Origin of the sequence: Zhengella mangrovi (genome assembly GCF_002727065.1) — a bacterium.
Lineage (GTDB): Bacteria > Pseudomonadota > Alphaproteobacteria > Rhizobiales > Rhizobiaceae > Zhengella > Zhengella mangrovi.
Map to the genome: position 1 here is coordinate 1 of NZ_PDVP01000017.1, position 20,220 is coordinate 20,220.

Annotated in this window: 18 protein-coding genes; 9 read left to right on the forward strand and 9 right to left on the reverse strand. The window is 63.7% G+C overall.

Annotation, left to right across the window (positions count from 1 at the left end; genetic code table 11):
* Positions 1-823: 823 nt before the first annotated feature.
* Together CSC94_RS19925 and CSC94_RS19930 are read right to left on the reverse strand one after the other, a co-directional pair.
* Complete coding sequence (locus CSC94_RS19925; RefSeq protein ID WP_099308139.1) at positions 824-1,432, reverse strand: glutathione S-transferase; 609 nt, start codon at positions 1,430-1,432, stop codon at positions 824-826.
* Entirely contained in the window at positions 1,432-2,211 is a 780-nt protein-coding gene (locus tag CSC94_RS19930; RefSeq protein ID WP_099308140.1) for a GntR family transcriptional regulator, read from the reverse strand. Before CSC94_RS19930 ends, CSC94_RS19925 begins: the two co-directional genes overlap by 1 nt.
* A gap of 216 nt (positions 2,212-2,427) precedes the next feature.
* Between CSC94_RS19930 and CSC94_RS19935 the strand changes: the two genes are divergently transcribed.
* The 7 genes from CSC94_RS19935 (at position 2,428) to CSC94_RS19965 (ending at position 9,524) form a co-directional block, all read left to right on the forward strand.
* On the forward strand, positions 2,428-3,174 hold the full coding sequence (locus tag CSC94_RS19935) for an SDR family NAD(P)-dependent oxidoreductase (RefSeq protein ID WP_245408426.1): 747 nt from the start codon (positions 2,428-2,430) through the stop codon (positions 3,172-3,174).
* 1 nt (position 3,175) lies between these two features.
* Entirely contained in the window at positions 3,176-3,718 is a 543-nt protein-coding gene (locus CSC94_RS19940) for a TRAP transporter small permease (protein WP_099308142.1), read from the forward strand.
* The gene (locus CSC94_RS19945) at positions 3,718-5,025 is read left to right on the forward strand and encodes a TRAP transporter large permease (RefSeq protein WP_099308143.1); all 1,308 of its coding nucleotides are present in this window, start codon (positions 3,718-3,720) and stop codon (positions 5,023-5,025) included. Before CSC94_RS19940 ends, CSC94_RS19945 begins: the two co-directional genes overlap by 1 nt.
* Positions 5,026-5,084: 59 nt before the next feature.
* Complete coding sequence (locus tag CSC94_RS19950; protein ID WP_165784522.1) at positions 5,085-6,212, forward strand: C4-dicarboxylate TRAP transporter substrate-binding protein; 1,128 nt, start codon at positions 5,085-5,087, stop codon at positions 6,210-6,212.
* Positions 6,213-6,280: 68 nt separating this feature from the next.
* Entirely contained in the window at positions 6,281-7,021 is a 741-nt protein-coding gene (locus CSC94_RS19955) for an SDR family NAD(P)-dependent oxidoreductase (RefSeq protein WP_099308145.1), read from the forward strand.
* Entirely contained in the window at positions 7,014-7,775 is a 762-nt protein-coding gene (locus tag CSC94_RS19960; RefSeq protein ID WP_165784523.1) for an SDR family NAD(P)-dependent oxidoreductase, read from the forward strand. Before CSC94_RS19955 ends, CSC94_RS19960 begins: the two co-directional genes overlap by 8 nt.
* 9 nt (positions 7,776-7,784) lie before the next feature.
* Positions 7,785-9,524 carry an FAD-dependent oxidoreductase gene (locus CSC94_RS19965; RefSeq protein WP_099308147.1) on the forward strand — a complete coding sequence of 580 codons (1,740 nt, stop codon included), beginning with the start codon at positions 7,785-7,787 and terminating at the stop codon, positions 9,522-9,524.
* Positions 9,525-9,724: 200 nt separating this feature from the next.
* Here CSC94_RS19965 and CSC94_RS19970 read toward each other — a convergent pair whose 3' ends face one another.
* A complete protein-coding gene (locus CSC94_RS19970; protein WP_245408427.1) occupies positions 9,725-10,093 on the reverse strand; it encodes a hypothetical protein in 369 nt (122 codons plus the stop codon).
* Positions 10,090-10,389 (reverse strand): hypothetical protein, encoded by a 300-nt coding sequence (locus tag CSC94_RS19975; protein WP_099308148.1) that lies wholly within the window; start codon positions 10,387-10,389, stop codon positions 10,090-10,092. The genes CSC94_RS19970 and CSC94_RS19975 overlap by 4 nt, the downstream gene beginning before the upstream one ends.
* A 171-nt stretch (positions 10,390-10,560) precedes the next feature.
* Here CSC94_RS19975 and CSC94_RS19980 point away from each other — a divergent pair, with 171 nt between their 5' ends.
* Positions 10,561-11,388 carry an SDR family NAD(P)-dependent oxidoreductase gene (locus CSC94_RS19980; RefSeq protein WP_133122941.1) on the forward strand — a complete coding sequence of 276 codons (828 nt, stop codon included), beginning with the start codon at positions 10,561-10,563 and terminating at the stop codon, positions 11,386-11,388.
* Positions 11,389-11,573: 185 nt separating this feature from the next.
* Positions 11,574-13,664, forward strand: a complete 2,091-nt coding sequence (locus tag CSC94_RS19985; RefSeq protein WP_099308150.1) for an FG-GAP repeat domain-containing protein — start codon at positions 11,574-11,576, stop codon at positions 13,662-13,664.
* A gap of 65 nt (positions 13,665-13,729) precedes the next feature.
* On the opposite strand, the gene CSC94_RS19990 is transcribed toward CSC94_RS19985, so the two are convergent.
* The 5 genes from CSC94_RS19990 to CSC94_RS20010 form a co-directional block, all read right to left on the reverse strand.
* A complete protein-coding gene (locus tag CSC94_RS19990) occupies positions 13,730-15,346 on the reverse strand; it encodes a serine hydrolase (protein ID WP_165784524.1) in 1,617 nt (538 codons plus the stop codon).
* A gap of 365 nt (positions 15,347-15,711) precedes the next feature.
* Entirely contained in the window at positions 15,712-16,065 is a 354-nt protein-coding gene (locus CSC94_RS19995) for a hypothetical protein (RefSeq protein WP_099308152.1), read from the reverse strand.
* A gap of 230 nt (positions 16,066-16,295) precedes the next feature.
* The gene (locus CSC94_RS20000) at positions 16,296-17,531 is read right to left on the reverse strand and encodes a CoA transferase (protein ID WP_099308153.1); all 1,236 of its coding nucleotides are present in this window, start codon (positions 17,529-17,531) and stop codon (positions 16,296-16,298) included.
* 154 nt (positions 17,532-17,685) lie between these two features.
* A complete protein-coding gene (locus CSC94_RS20005; RefSeq protein WP_099308154.1) occupies positions 17,686-18,834 on the reverse strand; it encodes an iron-containing alcohol dehydrogenase in 1,149 nt (382 codons plus the stop codon).
* A complete protein-coding gene (locus tag CSC94_RS20010) occupies positions 18,831-20,219 on the reverse strand; it encodes an aldehyde dehydrogenase family protein (protein ID WP_099308155.1) in 1,389 nt (462 codons plus the stop codon). Before CSC94_RS20010 ends, CSC94_RS20005 begins: the two co-directional genes overlap by 4 nt.
* Between the last annotated feature and the right edge of the window lies 1 nt (position 20,220).

Consider the following 20,220-nt stretch of genomic DNA (forward strand, 5'->3'; position numbering starts at 1 on the left):
CGCCTTGAATTCCGGCGAATGCTGCTTCCGTTTCGACATCTCTGATCTCCTTCTCGTCGAAGATCAGCAGACAGCAATTCATAGCCTACGTCAGCGTCCGAAATTCGGGGGGCAGCTCATGTTCCTTGGACGAGGAACGGACCGTTGCGATGCGCAGCTACGCGCTGAAACCGGCATGTGCCCACCTGGTCCGGTAGTCGGCGTGGGCATAAGTCTTTCGAGTTCCGATATGGGGAAACGCGGCCGTAAGGAAGCAAGACCGATCCTCTCCACAGGGCGACATAAGTCCACCGCTGGGGAAGAGAACCGCATCGCCTTTTTTAAATATAGATTTCAGAAGTTTCGATTCCTAATAATAGGCCCGCCCGATCCGCCACTTGCCCTCGCAAAAGCGTCCTCCCCATCTGGCTGCCGCCGGATTTTCTCGTTGTTTTCGAGGGTTATTCGGTAGGGGCTGAGCACTGGCCCCGGTGCCAAGTGGTGCGGAAGCCGTCTCTCAGGGCCTATAGTCTCCGGACCTGATGACTGCGGCGATCTGGTCAATAGCTAGCAATTCTATGATTTTACAACTCGATCATGAATCGGTGAATTCACTCCGCTGGCAGATCCGTTCCAAGGAGAAGCGCCCGAAAACAAACAAAAGGTGAATTGCCTCTGGATTCACTTCTTGTTCTCGGTCCGATTTGGGGCCGTGAACAGTATGTCCGGTTACTAGAGTGAAATGGCCACAACAGACATTCACCAGCAGTCCCGGCATTCGAACCTTTGGTCCGGGTCGGTTGCTCATCGGTGACGCTCAATCGAAAGGCCCTTTGATGAAAGATTAGCCTTTCGGCATTGTCTCCACCATTGATTCTCGTCGCGCCATACCCTCGAACCATTCGGCCAAGCGCGGCCGGGACGAACGCCAGTCATGGTCGGGGAAGCGGAAATCCAGGTAGCCGAGGGCGCAGGCGCAGGCGATCTGGCCCGCGTCGATGTCCTGCCGCCCGGCGACCGTCGCCGCCATCCGGTCGAGCGAAGAATCGATCTTGTCCATCTGCCCCTGCAGCCATTCCGGCCACAGCTTTTCCGCAGGGCGCATGACGGTCTCGTAACGGGCGAGAAGGGCGGCATCCAGCAGGCCGTCTGCCAGCGCCTCGCGCGTGAGCACATCGAACCGCGCCGGCCCTTCGGCAGGGTACATGCGCGTTCCGCCATGCAGCGTATCCAGGTACTGGCAGATGACGCGGCTGTCGTAGAGAGCCGTTCCGTCATCGAGGATCAGCGCCGGAATCTTGCCCGTTGGGTTGACCTTGACGATCGACGGATCGCGGGCGACGGGACTGGCCGCGCAATCGACATGGGTGATCCTGTCCGCCAGGCCGGTTTCGTGCGCCAGCACCATGACCTTGCGGACATAAGGCGACGCGGGAGAAAAGAAGAGTCTCATCAGGCTTGTTCCCTCGGTTTCTGCTTTTCGGCCCGGACCCGGGTCAGGGCGCTGGTTTCTCCGGCCGACACGATGGTGTCCGACCCGGCCGGCGAGTGGCCGATACCGGCCGGCAGATCGCCGCGTTTCACGCATTCGCACAGGTACTCCCCGGCGAACTGCACGTGCTCGCGCATGATCGCTTCGGCACGCGTGGCGTCCCGCGCGGCAATGGCGCGAAGCACCCGGTGATGGTCGTCATGGCTGCGGACCATGATGTCGTGATCGAGCCAGATGATCAGGCGATTGGAGGCGAAAGGGATGTTCTGCGTCTGCCGGACGAAATCGGATATCCAGCGGTTGGCGGCCGCATCCAGCAAGGCATCGTGGAACCGAACGTTCATGTCGCGGTAGGGATCGATGTCGCGAGGATCCAGGCTGGCCTTGGCCAGCAGGCGGTCGCCGGTTTCCAGCCATGATTCGAGCGTCTCGATCCGCTGCGCCGGCAATCCCGTGCGCGCCGTGATGGCAGCAGCCTGGCCCTCGAGAACAGAGCGGGCGACGTAGGCCGCGCTGACATCTTCCAGCGAAAATTCGCGCACCGTGTAGCCGCGATTGGATTCATACTGCAGCAGACCCTCGTTGGCGAGATTGGCAAGGGCGGTGCGCAAGGGGGTGCGCGAGACACCCAGTGCCTCGGACAGCGGGATCTGCTGAAGCTTCTGCCCGGGGCGGATGTGCCCGCTCATGATGTGTTCCCGCAGGACATCCGTCACTTCTTCGGTGCTGGTTATGGCCATCAGGGATTTCCTTTCATGCCGTCTGCCGCCTCGAGGCTGCAGATCGTTGTCCTATGTGGCACGGGAAAAGTGAACAGCGCAACAAAAATGTATCCAATTATTGGCCCGCTGCAGAAAGATCGCTTGACATGTGCGCTGATTTCCACTTTTTGTATCCAAAATAAGGCATCGCGACATCCGGTCGCACATGCTGGGAGGATCCACTTGGGAAAGCGCGTGCTCATAACGGGCGGCGGCCGGGGAATCGGCCGGCGGATCGCCGAAGTCTTGGCCGGGGAAGGATACCGGCTGGTCGTTTCCGACATCGATGCGGCCAGCGCGGCGGCGGTGGCCGACGCTCTTCCGGGCTCCGGTCACAAGGCCGTTGCCTGCGACGTCCGCGATGAGGCGTCGGTTGCGGCGCTGTTCGGCGAGGCCGAAGCTGAAGGCCAGATTGGATCCATTATCTGCAATGCGGGCATCCTGCTGCTGCGCGAGGGCGGCGTCAGGCCGTCCATCGTCGAGACGACGCTGGAGGAGTGGCAGCGCTCGCACGACGTGAACCTGACCGGCGCCTTCCTGACGATCCGCGAGTTCCTGCGCCGCCGGACCGCGACGCCCGCAGACGGCGGCGGCCGCATCGTGACATTCACCTCTTCGGCCGCGCAACTGGGCGGATACCGGTCGTCGTCGGCCTATATTTCATCCAAGTCCGGCATCATCGGGCTGACCAAGGCTGCCGCCAGGGAATGCGCCGCCATGGGCATCACCGCCAATGCCGTCGCGCCCGGTCTCATCGATGCGCCGATGCTCCGCCTGTCTCTCAAGGAAGGCGACGAAGCGGCCGCTGCCGCCAACATCCCGCTCGGGCGCATCGGCACGACCGATGATGTCGCCGGCGCGGTCTCCTTCCTGCTGTCCGACAAGGCGTCCTACATCACCGGATCGGTGATCGACGTCAACGGCGGCTACAGGATGCAATGAGATGGACCGCGCGATCGAAAGCGGTCTCCGCCTGCTGTCCAATCTCCTGATTGCCGTTGCCGGCATCTGCCTCGCCCTGATGATGGTGCATGTCATCGCCGACGTCGCGCTGAAATATGTCGCCAATGCCCCCATCCCCGGCACGGCCGAGATCGTGGCGCATTATTACATGGTCGCTGCCGTGTTCCTGCCCTTGCCTCTGGTGGAACTGAACAACCGGGCGATCTTCGTCGACCTCTTCTACCACATGATGCGGCCGCTGCTTCAGCGCGCCTCCATGCTGCTGGCCTATGGCGCCCAGATCGCCTTCTTCGGCGTGCTCGCCTGGCAGACGTCGCACGACGCGATGGCTGCCTATGCCAAGGGCGACCTTGTCGAAGGCATCATCAACGTCATCATCTGGCCCGGGCGGTTCTTCCTGCCGATCGGCTTCTGGCTGGCGGTCGCCGTCTCGATCCTGCGGTTCCTGCAGGTCCTGACCCGTCGCGACTGGGCCGAGGTCACCTCGCCGACCCCGGGCGACAGCGCGCCGGAGGCCGTCTGATGGACCGTATCGAGATCGGATCGGCCGGCATCGTTGTCGCCCTGCTGCTGATCGGCCTGCGCGTGCCCGTCGGTGTCGTGCTGGGTCTTGTCTCCTTTGTCGGCATTGCCTCCATCACGTCGATGAAGGCGGCCTGGGGCATCCTGACGGCCATCCCCTACAGTTTCATTTCCAACTGGAGCCTCTCGGCTGTACCGATGTTCCTGCTGATGGGCTACATCGCCTCCCAGGTCGGACTGACCCGCGGCCTGTTTTCCTCCATGCGCATGTTCATCGGCGCCATCCCCGGCGGACTGGCCTCGGCCACGGTCGTCGCCTCGGCGCTGTTTGCCTCGGCCTCCGGTTCGAGCGTGGCCACGGCGGCGGCTTTCTCGCGCATCGCCGTGCCTGAAATGCTGCGCTCGGGCTACAAGGCGTCCCTGGCGACCGGCGCCGTCGCGGCCTCGGGCACGCTCGGTTCGCTCATTCCGCCCTCGGTGCTGATGATCCTCTACGGCATCTTCACCGGCACATCGATCGGCGCGCTCTTCGTCGGCGGCCTGCTGCCCGGCATCCTGTCGGCAGCCGTCTACATCGCCATGATCACCATCCGCTCCTGGGCCGATCCGTCGCTGGCCCCGGTTGTGCGGGAAACCTACACCCGGGAGGACCGGATCGCGGCGCTGAAGGACACCTGGCCGCTGCCGGTGCTGATCATCGGCATCCTGGGCGGTATCTTTGCCGGGGTCTTCTCGCCCACGGAAGCCGGCGCCATCGGCGCGGGGCTTGCCATCCTGATCGCACTGTTCCGGCGCTCGCTGTCCATGCCGGCGCTGTCACGGGCGATCATCGAGACGGCCGAGGGCACGTCGACGGTCTTCATCATCGCCATAGGCGCATCGATGTTCTCGGTCTTCATGGGGCTCTCGACCCTGCCCAACGCGCTCTCCGGCGCGCTGCTGCCGCATGTTGACAACATTTACGTGCTCATCGCCCTGATCTCGGTCCTGTTCATCGTGCTCGGCATGTTCGTCGAGAGCATCTCGCTCATGCTGCTCACCCTGCCGGTCATCCAGCCCATCCTGACCGGCATGAACGTCGACATGGTCTGGTTCGGGATCATCGTCATCAAGCTGCTGGAGATCGGCCTGATCACGCCGCCGGTCGGCCTCAACGTCTACGTCATGAAGAGTTCGCTCGGCGACCAGGTATCGCTGACGCAAATGTTCAAGGGCGCCTTCTGGTTCATCCTGATGGATATCGTGACCCTGGCGCTACTCGTCGAATTCCCGTCCATCACGCTGCTCCTGCCGCAACTCATGCAATGAGCGGCCGGACCGGATCCAGAGGCATTCACGCCATTCAAAACGGAGGAAACGAAATGCGAATGACCATGCTGAAGGGCCTGACGGCCGCCACGCTTCTCGCCGGGACGGCGCTCGCCGCCCACGCGGAGACCTACCAGATCAACGTCGGCTGGGCGCCGACGCACATCATCACCAAGAATGCCTATACCGATTTCGCCGAGTCGGTGAAAAAGGCATCCGGCGGCAACCTGACCTTCGAGGTCTTCACCGGCGGATCGCTGCTCTCCACCAAGGACACGCTCGGCGGCGTGGCCAACGGCGTCGCCGTGGCCGGCATGGTCACCGGTGCCTACCTGCCCGCCGACCTTCCGCTCGACAACACCGGCGCCGACATGGCCTTCGTGGCTGACAACCCGATTGCCGCGGCCTTCGCCTGGACCGAGCTGAACTTCGTCAACCAGAAACTCCAGGACGAGTGGAAGAAGAACGGCGTCGTCTTTGGCGGCGGCTATTCCACGCCGGTCTACAATTTCATCTGCACCTCCGAAGTCAAGTCGGCCGACGACATCAAGGGCAAGAAGGTCCGCACGGCCGGCGCGGCGCATGTCCGCTTCGCCGAATTCCTGGAAGCCGTTCCCGTGTCCGTCTCCTTCGCCGAGGTCTACACCGGGTTGCAGCGCGGTTCGCTCGATTGCGCCATGGCCGATCCGACCGCGCTGGTGTCCGGCTTCAAGATCGCCGAGGTCGCCAAGTACATCACCATGCTGCCGATGGGCACGCATTTCTCCGGCGCGTCCTGGGTCTACAACCCGGATTTCTGGAAATCGATCTCGGCTGACGACCGCCGGCTGCTGTTCGACCAGATGGCCCTGGCCCAGGCGCACATGCAGATCGACTACAACGCGCAGGTCGCGGAAAACCTGAAGGGCGGCGAGGCGCAGGGCGTCAAGATCGTCGAGCCCGATGCCTCCCTGAAGGGTAAGCTGGCCGAGTTCAAGGACAGCTATGTCGCCACGCTGCCGAAGGTGGAGATGGAAAGCCGCAAGGTCGAGGATCCGACCGACATCATCCAGGGCTATGTCGAGCTGGAAGCCAAGTGGAAGAAGCTGCTGGAAGGCGTCGACAACACCGATGCCGAGGCGCTGGCCGGCCTGCTGAAGAAGGAAGTCTTCGACAAGCTGGACGCCGGCACCTACGGCGTCAACTGATTGAAGCGATCCGCCGGGCGGCCCCACCGCCGCCCGGCGTTCCCGTCCCTGATTTCCGGATATCCAAAATGCCTGCACTCGATGACAACCGCCCCGTGGCGCTGGTGACCGGCGCAGCCGGCGGCATTGGCCTCGCCATCTCCCGCCGCCTCGCCGAGGACGGCTTTGCCGTCGTGATGACCGATATCAACGAGGAGCGGCTGGCCGCTGCCGCGCAAACGGTCGCCGGCGAGACATCGACCCGAACCGTCGACATGACGGATGTCGCGGCCCTTGAAGTGCTCGTGGCGGAGTTGCCGCGCCTGGATGCGCTGGTCAACAATGCGGGCATCTTCGATACCAATCCGGTCGAGAAGCTGACCGGAGACGATTTCCGCCGCATGTACGAGATCAACACGGTCGCGCTGTTCGAACTGTCGCGCCTGGCCGTCGCCAGGATGGCCTCGCAAGGCGGCGGGCGGATCGTCAACATCGCATCACGGGCGTTTCTCGGCGCGGTCAGTTGCGCGCATTATGCCGCCTCCAAGGGCGCCGTGGTCAGCCTCACGCGCTCCATGGCTCTGGAAGTGGCGTCAAGCAACATTCTCGTCAACGCCGTGGCGCCCGGCATCATCGACACGCCCCTGCTGCAGGCCTGGGACCAGGCCGAACGCGACCGCATGGCCCGCTACCAGCCGCTTGGCCGCATCGGCCAGCCGGAGGACATCGCCAACATGGTGTCCTTCCTTGCGTCACCGCGCACCGATTACATCACCGGCCAGGTCATCGTCGTCGATGGCGGCCGCTCGGTCGGAGGCGGCAATGTCTGACCGCCTTGAGGGGCTTGCCGTCATCACCGGCGCCGGCTCGGGCATCGGCAAGGAAACGGCCCGACTGTTCGCCTCCCGCGGCGCCAGGCTCGTGCTCGTCGACCGTGACGCGGAGGCGCTGTCGGCCCTTTCCGGCAGCGACTTCGCCGGCGCGATCGCCGCGACGCTTGCAGCCGATGTCGGCGATCCGGCAATGCCGGGGCAACTGGCCGCACTGCTGCGGCCGCATGGTGCACCGCGCTATCTCGTCAACAATGCCGGCATTGCTGCTGCGCCGCCGATCCTGGAGACGCAGGACAGCGACATCGAGCGGTTCCTTTCCGTTAACGTCGCTTCGGTGTTCCGGCTCTGCCGCACGCTGATCCCGATGATGCAGGGCGGCGACGCCGCCATCGTCAACGTCTCGTCCGTGTTCGGCCTGACCGGCGTCAGCGGCGTGTCGATCTATTCGCTGACGAAAGGCGCAGTCGCGGCCCTGACCGTGCAACTGGCGACCGAGTTCGGCCGCGACGGCATCCGCGTCAACGCGGTCGCGCCCGGTCTGATCCACACCCCGTTGACCGATGCGCGCATCCGTTCGGGCGCGCGGGCGCAGAAGCACATGATCGACGAGGCGCCGATCGGCCGCGCCGGGACGCCGGCCGACGTGGCCGAAGCCATTGCCTTCCTGTGTTCGGGCCGTGCGTCGTTCATTACCGGGGAAATCCTGAAGATCGACGGCGGCTGGATGAACGCCCGCCTGCCGCGCCAGTGAGACAAGACCATGACCTCTCCATCGTCCCTGCCTGACAGCGCCGATGTCGTGATCGTCGGCTCGGGTGCCGCCGGGCTTTGCGCTGCAATCACCCTGAAGCTTGGCGGGCTCGAGCCGGTCATCCTGGAGAAAACCAGCCATTTCGGCGGCTCGACGGCCGTCTCCGGCGGTGCCGTCTGGATTCCCGGCAATCCGCACAGCGAGGACGTCGGTCATCACGACACGCGCGAAGCCGCGATGGCTTACCTGGAAGCGGAAATCGGCAATCGTCTGAACCGTCCCGTGGTGGAGGCCTTCCTCGACAACGGCCCGGACATGGTGCGCTTCCTGGAAGCCAACACGGCCGTCCGCTTCGCCGCGCGCGCCACCGGGCCCGACTACCATCCCGACCTGCCCGGTGGAACGCTCGGCGGCCGCGTCATGGACCCGCTCGACTACGATGGCCGGGAACTCGGTGCGAACTTCGACAAGCTGCGCCCGCCGATCGACGAATTCACCATCCTGGGGGGCATGATGGTGGGTCGCACCGACCTTGGCCACCTGCCGAAGATGCTGCGGGATCCGAAGTCCTTTCTCTACGCCACCAGGGTCGTGGCCCGCCACTTGCTCGACAGGATGACGCACAAGCGGGGCACCCGCCTCGTGCTCGGCAATGCGCTGGCCGCGCGGCTGGGCAAGACCGTCTTCGACCTGGGTATTCCATTACTCCTGGACTCGCCGCTGACGGGGATCGAAAAGGACGCGGAAGGGCGCGTGGCCGCGGTGCGCTCGGGCGATGCGCGCATCGAGACGCGGCACGGCGTGATCCTGGCGGCAGGCGGCTTCCCCTCGAACGACGGGATGCGCAAGGCCCATGTCGAGCATGCGCAGTCGAGCGCGCATTATTCCATGTCGCCTGCAGGGAATACGGGCGACGCGATCATGCTGGGCAGCGAGGCCGGTGGAACGACCGGCAGGGACAACCTTCACCCGGCCTTCTGGACGCCGGTGTCGCGGTTGAAGCGGGCCGACGGGACGACCGTTTCGTTTCCGCACCTGTTCCTCGACCGCGCCAAGCCCGGCCTGATCGCCGTGACGGCGGAGGGAAGCCGCTTCGTCAACGAAAGCGCCTCCTATCACGACTTCGTATCCGGGATGATCGACGTCATGCGGGCCGGTGGCGAAACCCGCTTCCACCTGGTCTGCGACCACCGCTTCATCCGTCGCTACGGCCTGGGCGCGGTGCGCCCGTTCCCGGGGCGGATCGCGCCATTCCTGGAGAGCGGCTACCTGGCGCGCGGCGAAACCATCGCCGAACTGGAAGGCAGGCTCGGCCTGCCGAAGGATGCGCTCGTGCGCACGGTCGACCGGTACAACAGCCTTGCGGCAGCCGGCGAGGACAGCGATTTCCACAAGGGCGGCAGCGCCTACAACCGTTATCTCGGTGATCCCGAGAACAAGCCGAACCCGTGCCTGCGGCCGATCGACCAGGGACCTTTCTACGCGGTGCAGGTCTGGCCGGGCGATATCGGCACGTCCATCGGTCTCGTGACGGATGCATCCGCCCGCGTTCTGGATGGCGGGGGCGAGCCGGTTCCCGGTCTCTTTGCCTGCGGCAACGACATGAACTCGATCATGGCCGGTTCCTATCCCGGTCCGGGGATCACGCTCGGACCGGCACTGACGTTCGGCTACATCGCAGCGAAGCATATTCTTGAGCACAAGGAAGCCTTGAAATCTGACAACGCTTCAGCGTCGATGAATCGATAACGTGTCAACTCCGATTTGCAGGCTGCTCGATCAGCCAACAGTTTGTGCCATCGACTTTCATATGCGATGCCTTTCAAATCCTGTCGCTTCGCTGCCGATATTGTCCACTTTCAGGTAGCTGAAGTCTGATCGCGGCCGGCGGATTGAGCGGCGCAAAGCGGACGTCTACAAAGTCCTTCTTTGAAAGACGCAGTGGCCCCTCAAAGTGACTGCTCCGCCCACTCCACCGGGAATGGCTCTATCAGATTTTCTACCGTCACCTCAGGCCCCTGCCTTCCGTCAAGAATAGCCTCGACGATGTCCGGGGCCAGCAGGGTCAGGCGAAGCACGCGGTTGATATAGGATGGGCTGATCTTCTCTGCACGGGCGATGTCCTTGATCGTTGTGACCTCGCCGGATTCCAGCATGCGGTTCCAACGATGGACCCGCGCGAGCGCTTTAGCAAGCGTGCTGTCGATGCGGCGGCGGCTGTGAGCGGATGCACCATCAGGACCGATAATCCGCTTGGCGCTGCAGTGACGGGTCGTGGCAAAGAGAACCCGGACCGCAATATGCTGACCATTGTTCACGGTGCCGCCCTGCCCGTGATCGCGAGTTCGCGCGCTAGGCTAGGAAGCCCATCGGCCCGAAGGTGAATATCGAGTTGACCGACGATGATGGTGACACGTTCGACCAGCAGGTGGACGATGCGCCCCTGCTCGGCAGGGAAGAGTTCGTCCCACAACGGATCAAGTTTGATCAGGGCATCGCGGACATCAGTCTCGCTCATTCCTGTTTCTTCCCGCCGTATGGCCCGCCATGTGCCGGCGACGATCTCCAGCCGGCGAAACACGATGCGAAGCTGGTCGATGACCGCTTCATCCATCCGGCGGCACGGCCCCTCGCCCCTTGACTTCGTTCGTTCCCCACTTGATCCCGAGGTTTTCCGGCGGGATTGATGAAGATCATCTCCTGAAGACCCGCATCCCGCATAAACTGAAACAAGAACTCAGAAGGACTGCGCCTCGGAATTTCTCGGGAAAGGGTGAAGATCAAGATGACTGGCATCAAGGGGAAATACGCCGTTCTGACCGGCGCCTCGCGGGGAATCGGAAGACTTGTCGCCCGTGAACTCGTGCGCGAAGGCGTCAATGTCGCCATCGCTGCGCGTGATTTCGCAGCATTGTCGGAACTGGCCGGGGAACTCGGCAGTAAAGGTCCGGACGTTTTTCCGCTGCAGGTCGACGTGGCGACCCGGGATGGGCGGGAGAAACTCGTCGGCGAAGCCATGCGGCGTTTCGGCCGCATCGACATCCTGATCAACAATGCGGCTCTCGGGGTCTGGGCGAAATTCCATGAACAGGATGAGGCGCAGATCGAGGCCATGGTCGACACCAACCTCAAGGCACCCATGCTGCTGACGCGCAAGGTGCTGGATCACATGGTGAAACAGGGAAGCGGGCAGATCGTGAACATTGGTTCGCTATCCGGCAAGAAAGGCAATCCCTACCTCGGCGTCTATTCTGGAACCAAGGCCGGCATCATGGAATGGAGCAGTGCGCTGAGGGGTGAACTGAAAGACTTGGGCATTGGTGTATCGGTCATCTGCCCGACCTACGTCTCGGGAAAAGGTGTCTTTGCCAAGTTCGGTATCGACGCACCGCCTGCCGTCGGCACGGTCCCGGCGGAAAGGGTTGCGAAGGCGGTCGTCGACGCGATCGCACGCAATCCCGAGGAGGTCATCCTGTCCCCCCTTCCCGTGCGCCCGCTCCTGGCCATCAATGCGCTTTTCCCGGCCTTGGGGAGTCGCATCCTCTCCTCGCTCGGCGTGGTGAAAATGGCAGACAGGCTGACCGAAATGGAAAAGGACCTGGCAAACAAGTGACGCGTGGCGGCCAGGGCTCCGGTCGCCGTGACATGATCGGCCCGCTTCCAAGCGGCGTCTGTTCCGGCAGCAACAGCAGCCGTGATTGCGCGGCGCGCATTCCTTGAAGTTTGACATTTCCGGATGCGACCCGTCTAATTTACCCGGCAATTGACGCACCTCGCTTGCCAGGGGGAGCAGGACAAATGCGAACACTTGGTCCGGGATACGGTAATTTTCCGCTCAAGGCCTGGAGCCTTTTTCTTGTGCTCGTTGCCTCAATAGCCGCGCATGCTCAGCCCGTCGTCTATGGGCCGCAAGAGAACTATTCGGGCTTTACTGCCCTTCCCGGCATCGGCTCGTCTCCGGCAGGCGTCGATATCGGCGTTCTTCTTCCCTTCGATTTCAACCATGACGGCCGTGAGGACATGCTCCTCACGCAGTTCTACAATCCGCTTCTGGACCAGCCGTTGCCGGTGATCGTCTACCTCAACACGCCGGCCGGCTGGGTGGACGGAACAGCGGGCGTGTTCGCCGGCGCGATCCCGCAACTGGTGTCTGCCAATGGCTGGATCGTTGACGACTTCAATGGCGATGGCATGGATGATGTCTGGCTGACGGTCTACGGCTACGATGCCGGCAACGCGCCCGGCGACCAGAACCAGTTGTACCTCTCCCGGCCGGACGGCCGCTTCGACGATGTCAGCGCAACCCATCTGCCGCAACTGGACGACACCACCCATTCCGCCGCCAGCGGCGACATCAATGGTGACGGCTTCGCCGACATCTTTGTCGGAAACATCTTCGGTGCGAACACCATCGGCCCGTATTTCCTGATCAACGACGGCACTGGCCGGTTCACGCGGGACGACAGCATGATCCCGCAGGAAGTCCGCACCCTGAACCGGCGCTATACCTCGAGCCTGATCAGCGACCTGAATTTCGATGGCAACAATGACCTCGTGCTCGGCTTTCACGCCGGCCCCGATTATGCCCACCGCATCTGGTACGGAAACGGCGACGGCACCTTCAACGAAACCGTGCTGGGAACCCTGCCGGCAGGCTATTCCGCCAGCCCGTACCTGACATCGGGCGACCTTAACCGCGACGGCAATCCCGATCTTCTGTTTTCGGTGACGAGCGCCGGCTACCAGAACGCGGGAATCCAGGTGTTTCTCGGCCGCGCGGACGGCAGTTTCGTCGAGCACGACTATGCCGCGTCCCCCTATGTCGACCATGACCCCTATGGCAATACCGCTTGGGTTTACGAGATGCATCCCGTCCTGCTCAACGCCGGCGATTGCACACCCGACATCACCGCGCGGCTGCTCGGCTCACCCCTCTATCTGCAGAACGCCGGTACCATGACCTATTCGCAACGCACCGAGATGGTCGGGACCTCGCAACACGTTCAGGTGTATGACAATGACGGCGACGGCGGAACGGACCTCTTTTATCTCAACCCGTTCGAGACAAGCGCCGGACGTGCGCGCCTTCAGACCACCACGCCCGGCTGCGGGGTGACGCTCCTGTCCTCCGTCAGCCCAGGCAGCCGGTCCGTGCAAACGGGTCAGTCGGCAACGCTGTTCGCCAACATGATGAACACCAGCGGGACGGATGCGACCGGTTGCCACCCGGCGTTCGGCGCCCCGGTGGCCGGAAGCTTCTTTTATCAGTCGACGGATCCGGCAACCAACCAGCTCACCGGAACCCCGAACACCCCGGTCGACATTCCGGCTGGCGGCATCCGGACATTTCTCATCGGCTTCACGGCAAGCGAACAGATGTCCGCGCGTGAACTGCGTTTTGGTTTCCTGTGCGACAACAGCGCGGCCAGCGCCCCGGTCACCCGCGGCGTCAACACGGCCTCGATCGGCATTTCCGATACGCCGACCGCCGATATCATTGCCATCGCCTCGACACCGGTTGCGCCCGGTGTGATCTCCACGAACGGCACGGAAGGCAACAGCTTCTTCGCCTCGGCCGGGATCAATATCGGCACCGGAGAAACCCTGGTCATCGAACCGAGGCTGACGGTCCCGGGGCCGGCTGTTCTCGGAATTTGCGAGACCAATTCCGCAGGCGCCTGCATCGCTGGCCTGCAATCGTCGCTTACCGCGCCCTTCTCGACAGACCAGACACGGACATTCGCAGTTCACATCTCGGCCAATGGCCAGACCATTCCCGCCGATTACGCCCGCAACCGCATCCGTCTCGAGTTCCGGGAAATCACCAGCGGAGCGCTGCGCGGCGCGACAAGTGTCGCGGTAACAACCCAGCAGCTTGCGCAGCCGTGATTCCGGCTTGACGGATACCGGTCGTGTCCGATCGCGCCGCACAGCCAGGAAGGAAGAAGGCCTTCTTACGGCAGGAGCGAGATGAACTTGCCGGCAAGGTTCAGATGCGACCGCTCATGAAACCAGTTCTCGCCTCCATGTTCCAGCCAGGCCGGGTAGGCCGTGAGCACGAGCACCATGTCCAGGTCGTCGACCAGCACGACCAACTGGCCGCCGTGACCCCAGGCGAAATTCACCCGCCGCTTGCCCGCGTCCGCCTGCCACCACTGGTAGCCATATCCTAGATCGCGAAAGTAGCGACCGGCGTGGGTGAGACGGTCCGCCGTAACCCAGGCATCGTCCGAATAGTTTGCGAGCGATGCCTCGACCCAGTCTTTCGTAAGGACCTGCCTGCCATTCGCAATCCCGCCTTCCAGATAGAGCAGGCCGAATTTCGCATTCGTTCGCGCCGTGGCCTCCAGCACCGGATGGTAGAGGCCGGCCGGGTCTCGGGCCCAATCGCCGAGCCGTCCGCCGATGGGCCCGATGATCGCGTCCTCGGCAAGGCTCCGCAGATCGGCATCGCAGGCCCGCCCCACGATCACGCCGAGCAGGCGCGTTGACAGGTTGGAGTAGTTGAACGCACGGCCCGGGTCGTTCACCAGCGCGTACTCCGCGAGAAGCTTCAGGTTGTCTTCATCGATGAGCGTCTCCCACAGGGCGGGATCGGTCTCTTCCCACGGTAGCCCGCTGCGCATCTGCAACAGGTGACGGACGGTGATCGTCAGCTTCCTTGGATCGGTGATCCGGTCGGCGAGCTCGGGAAAGAACTTGATGACCGGCTGATCGGGATCGGGCAGGCAACCGCGCTGGTGGGCGACACCCACAAGGGCGGAAAAATAGGATTTCACAACCGATTGCATCAGGGAAGGCGTATCGATACCGCCTTCATTGAAATACCTCTCGGCAACCAGTTTCCCGTTCTTGACGACCAGGACGCTGTAAAGCCGCGGCAGCGCCTCCGCATCGCGATAAAATTCCGCGACCAGCATCGGATCCAGGCCCTCGGCTTCGGGAGTCGAGACGACGAAATCCTCGCGTTCGACAGGTGCGAAGGCCACGTTCTCCAGGTCTGCCGACGAAGGCCGCAGCATCTGCACTATCACCGGCCTGGCGGCAGCAACCTCGGCATCGTCGAGCCGAAATCCGATGAATCCGAGCCGGCCGCGAAGCGTTTCGAAAATCAGACTTTCTTCAGGGAGCGGCGCGGCAGCATAATCATAGGCCGTCGCCCCGCTGGCACTGCGCGCATAGCGGTCGGCCCCGGCGTCGAGCAGGTTTCGCACCACTTCGGTCCTCCCGAGCAGCGCGGCAATATGCAATGGCGTGGACCCCTGGGCATCGGTCAGGGCCGGGTCTGCGCCCGCCGCGAGCAGGGCTGCGGCCACTTTGGGCCGTCCGAATACCGCCGCAATGGTCAGCGGTGTCGATCCGAAATCATCGCGCTTGTCCAAATCCGTCCCGGCTGCAATATGGCGTCCGACGGCCGCCACGTCCCCCTGGATCACCGCCATTGGCAACGGCATGTCCGGCGGGGTGTTATCGGCGAACACGCCAACTGGCGACAGCAGAACGAAAAGCGCAAGTGCGAATAACCTCATATCCCTGACCGTCAAATCATGCGGGCAAGCCGCAGAATACATCATTATTCTCATAAGCCGGGACATGCACAGCCGCATTGACATCGGTCATGCAGGTTTCGACTTGTTCGACCCCCCCCCCAACAGTCCGGATCGAAAGCCGACGGAACGTCTATTCGAGACAACATTGTCGATTCACGGGACGCTCTGCCAGGCGCGCGTTCACCGGCCGGCAAAGGACATTTCGCATGCTCGCCGCAGGCGGCTTGTCACGACCCCGCCAGCAAGGCCGGCATGGGAAAACTCCACCGTCGTCCCGTTCGCAGAGCGCCGGCAGAAGGAAGCGAAGGCCGGCCCGCCGCGCGGCCCGGCCATGACGAGGCGATACGGAAACCGGCCACGCCTTCCGCAACCGGCTCTCGCGAACGTCAGTCGTAGGTGACCTGCTCTCCGTCGAAATAGACCGTGTGGGCGTCGCAGATGTTGATCTGCCAGGGTTCGCCCATCTCCTGCCCTCCATCGGTCGTGCGCCAGCCGACACGAACCTCGATGTCGCAGGGTCCATCCTTGACGAATTCCAGGGTCATGGCCTCCCCGGGACCCACCTCGTTGCCGCCGAGCCAGTTGTCGCTCCAGCCGTCACCCTCGTTGGCCTGGAAAGATGAGATGGTGTAGTCCGAGCTGTTCTCGATGTCGAACTTGAGATTTTCCGCAATCGCTTGCGTGCTGAAGACCGCCGAAGCGAGGCTTATTGCGACGGCAAAATTCCGAACCTGAGACATCTGTCTGCCTTCCCTGAACGGCTCTTACCCGGGGCTGGAAGGTCAGGAAAACCAACGCCCCGGGGGCAAAACCCCTGCACGATTGCTGTCTTGTTTTGCAAGCCCGCGATCGAGAAAATCACCAGTCTCAAATACTGTCAATCGAATCGTGACGGGCTTACCGGGCAGGCAGTCAGGGACCTCCAAAGCTCCGGATCAGATACGCTGGAACGCCGGCAAATCAGGGGATTTCACGAGATCGATCCGTCCGGTCCGGCCACGGTTCCCTCGTCATGGAGCCGGCCAATCGCGTGGTCCGGCAGGCCAAGCAGGGTGGCCAGGATCTCGTCGGTATGTTCGCCGAGGTCGGGCGCCCTCCCCGGCATGCCGCGCTCGTCACTGCCGACCGTCGCGGCGGCACCGGGCGTCAGGTAGGTCTCGCCTGTCAGGTGCGAAACCGGGTGGAAGAGCGGGTTGGCCTCGGAGATCAGGCCGGGATGGCCGATCGCCTCGTGCAGCGTGTTGTACGGCCCCCAGCAGACCCGCGTACCGGCAAACAGGGTCTCGACCTGGCTGAACGTCATGGCGCCGATGGCCGCCGCGACCAGCGGGTTGAGCCGCGCGCGATGCGTGAAGCGCACGCCTTCGTCGCGGCTGAAGTCGACACCGAGGCCGGTTTCCAGGGACGCGACCGCCTCCCCGAGGCAAAGCGTCCTGACGAGATCCGCCCATTGCGGCCGCGTCAGCGCGATGACGATGATCCGCTTGCCGTCCGCGGTCGCGAAATCCCGCCCGAAACTGCCGTAGAGGTCGTTGCCGAGGCGCGGACGGTCCTGCCCGCTCGCCGTGACTTCGCCGATCTGGCCGAGATGCCCTATGAAGGCCATGGCGACATCGCCGAGCGGCAGGCGGATCTCCGTCCCCTGCCCGGTCATCCGCCGCCGGCGTTCCGCGGCGAGCAGTGCGAAGGCGGCGTAGAGCCCGGCGGCGATGTCCCAGGCCGGCAGGACATGGTTGACCGGTTCGTCGCCGAGATTTGCAGGGCCGGTCATCAGCGGAACGCCGATGGCGCTGTTGACCGTGTAATCGAGCGCGGTCGTGCCATTGGCCCAGCCCATCACGCGCGCAGTGATCAGGTCCGGCCGAAGTGCCGCCAGCCCCTCATGGGCAAGGAAACCGTCATGCGGGAAATTGGTGACGAAGAGCCCGCCGTTCTCTCCCGGTGCGGTAACGATCTGGCGCAGCAATTCGCGCCCCGCCGGCGTGCCGAGATTGACGGCAATCGACTTCTTGCCCTTGTTCAGGCCCTCCCAGTAGAAACTGCGGTCGTTTTGCGCCTTCGGCCAGCGGCGATAGTCCGGTCCGCCACCGATGGGGTCGCAGCGGATCACCTCGGCCCCGAACTGCTGGAGATGCAGCGAACAACTGGGCGCGGCGATGAAGGAGGCCGCCTCGACAACCCGCAATCCGTCAAGAAGAGTGTACATGCATTCCCACCGTCGATTGGAACTGGCGCTTCGGCTCCCTAGGAAGCAGCGAATCCGGCGCGGCGCAACCGGAAACACGATGCAATCATCCGCGCAAACGGAACAGGCCGGTCGCCCGGCCCTGTTTCCATTCCGGTCCCCGGCCTGTTCCGCTTCAGCCCATGCAGGCGTGGAAAAGCTTCGTCGTGTTCGCCTTGGTCATCTTGACCGGGTTGCCACCGGCACTGGGGTCCTTGAGCGCCATCTTGACCATCTCGTCGATGCGGTCGGTGCCGACCCCGAGCGCCGTCAGGTTGGCGGGAATGCCGAATTCCTCCCGCATCGCCATCACGTGGTCGCGGAACCCGTTGAAGCCCCGCTTGATGCCCAGGTAGGCCGCGGCCTGCGCGATCCGGTCCTTGATGACGCGACGGTTCATGTCCAGCACCATCGGCATGACCACGGCATTGGTCGTGCCGTGATGCGTGTTGTAGACCGCGCCGATCGGATGCGAGATCGCGTGAATGGCGCCGAGACCCTTCTGGAAGGCGACGGCGCCCATGGCGGCCGCGCTCATCATGTGTGCCCGGGCCTCGATGTCGGTGCCGTCCGCGTAGGCGCGCGGCAGGTATTCCTTGACGAGGCGCATGCCCTCCAGCGCGATGCCCTGGCTCATCGGATGGTAGAAGGGCGACGAGAACGCTTCCAGGCAATGCGCGAAGGCATCCATGCCCGTCCCTGCGGTGATGGTCCTGGGCATGCCCACCGTCAGTTCGGGGTCGCAGATCGTGATGGTCGGCAGGAATTTCGGGTGGAAGATGATCTTCTTCACATGCGTCTTGGAATTGGTGATGACGCTCGCGCGTCCCACTTCCGAACCGGTGCCGGCCGTCGTTGGCACGGCCACGATCGGCGCGATGCCCTCCGTCGAGGCGCGGGTCCACCAGTCGCCGATATCCTCGAAGTCCCAGACCGGCCGCGTCTGCCCGGCCATGAAGGCAACCGCCTTGCCAAGATCGAGGCCGGAACCGCCGCCGAAGGCGACCACGCCATCATGGCCGCCATCCCTGAAAGCCTTGACGCCGGCCTCGAGATTGATCTCGTTCGGGTTGGGATCGACATCGGCGAACAGCGCACGGCCCAATCCGCCCTCCTCGAGAACGGACAACGCCGTCTGCGTGATCTCCATGCCGGCCAGCCCGCGGTCGGTCACCAGGAGCGGCTTGCTCATGCCGGCGGCCTTGCAGGCGTCGGCCAGTTCCCGGATGCGGCCGGCGCCGAATTTGATGGCGGTCGGATAGGACCAGTTGGCAACAGGGGTCATGCCTTTGCTTTCCTCAGGTGGTAGGACTTGGGACGGGTCAGGTTGTGATAGCCGATTTCCGACAGCGCCCCGCCGCGCCCGGTGTTCTTGCAGCCGTTCCAGCACAGCGCCGGATCCAGGTAGTCGGCACGGTTCATGAACACCGTGCCGGTCTCGATGTCGCGTCCGATCCGTGCCGCCCGCTCGGTGTCCTGCGTCCAGAGGGAGGCCGTCAGACCGAAGGCACTGTCGTTCATCAGCGCCAGCGCCTCGGCATCGTCCTTGACCGGCATGATGCCGACCACCGGGCCGAAACTCTCGTCGCGCATCACCCGCATCTGGTGGTTCACCCCGGTCAGCACCTGCGGCATCAGGTAGGCCCCGCCATCGTCTTCCGGAAAGCGCGCCGGGTCGATGAGCGCCTGCGCCCCGTCCCGGACCGCTTCGGCCGTCTGCGCCCGCACTTCCGCGGCGAAGCGGGTCGAGGCCATGGGGCCGAGCGTCGTTTCAGCGTCGAACGGGTTCCCCAGTTTCAGCTTGTTGACCCAGTCGACCGCCTTGCCGACGAAGGCGTCGAAGCGCGATTCATGCACGTAGATGCGTTCGATGCCGCAGCAGCACTGGCCGGCGTTGAACATGGCGCCGTCCATCAGAACATCGACCGCCCAGTCGATATCGGCATCGTCCATCACGTAGCCGGGATCCTTGCCGCCAAGTTCAAGACCGAGCGGCGTGAAGGTCCCTGCCGCAGCCCGTTCGATGGCCGCGCCGCTCCCCGTCGACCCGGTGAAATTGACGAAGTCGAACGACCGGGCCGCGATCAGGGCCTCGGTCGTCGCGTGGTCGAGAAAGACGTTGGCGAAGACGTCCTTCGGCATGCCGGCCTCGTCGAAGGCGCGGACGATCCGTTCACCGACCAGGAGCGTCTGCGTGGCATGCTTGATGATCACCGCGTTGCCCGCGATCAGCGCCGGCAAGATCGTGTTGATCGCCGTGAGATAGGGATAGTTCCACGGTGCGATCACCAGGACCACGCCATGCGGTTCGCGCTCGATGCGGCGCTCGAAGCTGGCGGACTCCTCGCTGATCAGCGGCGCCAGCGCCTTGCCGGCGATCGAGGCCATGTAGCCGGCGCGCTCGTTGACGCCGCCGAACTCGCCGCCGTAGCGCACCGGCCGGCCCATCATCCAGGCCAGTTCCGGCACCACCTCATCGACCATCGCGTTGAGCCGCTCGATGCCCGCCGCAACAAGGGCAATGCGCTCGTCGAGCGGCCGCCGTGCCCATTCCTTCTGCGCAGCCCGCGCCCGTGCCACCAGGGCCCCGGCAGCCGCCGCGTCCAGCAGCGGGCGCTCGGCATAGACCGATCCGTCGACCGGAGAAATGCATTTCGCTGTTTGTGTCATC